The sequence below is a fragment of the Mesorhizobium sp. M7D.F.Ca.US.004.03.1.1 genome, assembly GCF_003998635.1.
Taxonomy (GTDB): domain Bacteria; phylum Pseudomonadota; class Alphaproteobacteria; order Rhizobiales; family Rhizobiaceae; genus Mesorhizobium; species Mesorhizobium loti.
In genome coordinates, this window is the sequence record NZ_RZQG01001012.1 from 1 (window position 1) to 2,028 (window position 2,028).

At 63.2% G+C, this 2,028-nt stretch carries 3 protein-coding genes; 1 reads left to right on the top strand and 2 read right to left on the bottom strand.

Features of this window, described 5'->3' with window-relative positions:
- On the bottom strand, nt 1–621 hold a 621-nt coding region (ilvC, locus tag EN935_RS33170; protein ID WP_127374085.1), incomplete at its 3' end, for a ketol-acid reductoisomerase.
- 25 nt (nt 622–646) lie between these two features.
- The gene (locus EN935_RS33175; protein WP_164757898.1) at nt 647–1,300 is read right to left on the bottom strand and encodes a TetR/AcrR family transcriptional regulator; all 654 of its coding nucleotides are present in this window, start codon (nt 1,298–1,300) and stop codon (nt 647–649) included.
- A gap of 156 nt (nt 1,301–1,456) precedes the next feature.
- On the opposite strand from EN935_RS33175, the gene EN935_RS33180 reads away from it, so the two are divergent.
- Nucleotides 1,457–1,888, top strand: coding sequence for a DUF1772 domain-containing protein (locus EN935_RS33180; protein WP_164548880.1), 432 nt, complete (start codon nt 1,457–1,459; stop codon nt 1,886–1,888).
- Nucleotides 1,889–2,028 lie beyond the last annotated feature (140 nt).

Consider the following 2,028-nt stretch of genomic DNA (forward strand, 5'->3'; position numbering starts at 1 on the left):
GATCAGCTCGACCAGACCGCCGCACAGCACGACCTGCTCGCCGAACAGATCGGTCTCGCATTCCTCGCGGAAATTGGTCTCGATGATGCCCGAACGGCCGCCGCCGACGCCGCAGGCGTAGGACAGTGCCAGGTCGAGCGCATTGCCCGAAGCATCCTGGTTGACCGCGACCAGGCACGGCACGCCGCCGCCCTTCTGGTATTCGCCGCGCACCGTGTGGCCGGGACCCTTCGGCGCGATCATGACGACGTCGACCGTCGACTTCGGCTCGATCAGGCCGAAATGCACGTTGAGGCCATGCGCGAAAGCGATCGCCGCACCATCGCGGATGTTCGGCGCGATCTCGTTCTTGTAGATGTCGGCCTGCAGTTCGTCCGGCGTTGCCATCATCATCAGGTCGGCCCATTTGGCGGCGTCCGCCACGCTCATCACCTTGAGCCCATCGGCTTCGACCTTCTTAGCGGTCGCGGAACCAGCCTTGAGGCCGATGGCGATCTCCTTGGCACCGGAATCCTTGAGGTTGAGCGCATGCGCCCTGCCCTGGCTGCCGTAGCCGATGATGGCGACCTTCTTGCCCTTGATCAGATTGAGATCAGCATCACGATCGTAATAGACGCGCATTTTGTCTTCCTTCCCGTTTTATGAATCAGAGGCCTTGCGACCCGGTTGTTGCTCCGAAAAGAGCGAGAAACTGTTGCGTCGCCCCGGTGGCATCGCCGCCGATTGTCGCTTCAGTCAATTCCAGCCGGTCGCCGAGCAGCAGACGGATCTGCACGTCGCGGGCGACCAGCCCGAAAAAGGTGCGGAACGCCGTCTCGGCATCCGCAAAGTCGAGCAGCCCGGCCTGACGGCCTGCCTCAAGCACAGGCTTCAGCCGTTTGGCCAATGCGAAGCGGCCGTTCTCCAGCACCACGGCGCCGAGATTGTCCTTGCCGGAACCGGCATGGCTGACCGCGACCCGGTTGAGCGCGATCGAGGTGTCACTGGAGATCACCTTCAGCCAATCGGAAGCGAAGCGTTCGAGGCTTGCGGTCAGCGAGGCCAGATCGAGCCCCTTGCCGTCGACCTGTGCCACCCGCACTTTCGAAGCCTGCCACTGCACCGTCGCCGTCAGCAGCCCGTCACGATCGCCGAACCATTTGTAGAGCGTTTCCTTGGAGCAGCTGGCGCGGCGCGCCACGGCGGTCATTGTGAGCTGATCGCCCTCCTCGACCAACAGCCGCAACGCTGCGTCGAGCACGGCCTTCTGCCGCTCCGTCAGCGCTTCGCTGGTGTCGATCTCGGGCACGCTGTGCAACACGCTCTTCTCTCGAAAGGCAGGGCCATCGGTTATTCCGGCGAGCCGTACCGTACGTTACGGTTCGCCTGATCTATGGCGTATTGTTCCGAGCCTTGCAAGCCCTATTTCTGTCTGGACGGCATCAGTGCCGGATGGCTTGCGCGGGGAAAGAAGATGCTGATCGGGTTGCTTGCCTTGACGGTTGCCGCCGCATTCTCCGGCGCTGCGATCTACGTCAGTGTTGCCGAACAGCCGGCGCGGCTTGCTCTCGACGACAGGGCACTGCTGCAGGAATGGCAGCCCTCCTACAAGCGCGGCGCCGCCATGCAGGCGTCGATTGCCATTGTCGCCTGCGTTCTCGGCCTAGCTGCTTGGTGGCAGACCAGCGGTTTTGCCTTCCTGGTTGGCGCGGTGTTGATCATCCTGCCCTGGCCATGGACGCTGATTACCATGATGCCGACCAACAGGGTGCTGGAGGCGATGGACGCGGGCGCCGGCAATCCTCAAGCCAGGTCCCTGATCGTCAAATGGGGCAACCTGCACCTGGTTCGCACGGCACTTGGCGTGCTGGCGACGCTGGCGTTTCTCTGGGGCAGCCATCTGGCCTGACCTAGCCAGGTCGGCTCGGCGCCATGGCATCAGTCCGCGACAGGCGGATGCCGTAACCGTCCAAGCAGAGCCGAGATCATGGTCAACTCATCCGCCGACAGTTTGGCGCCAACCAGTTCCGCGATCGACCGTCCGTAGAC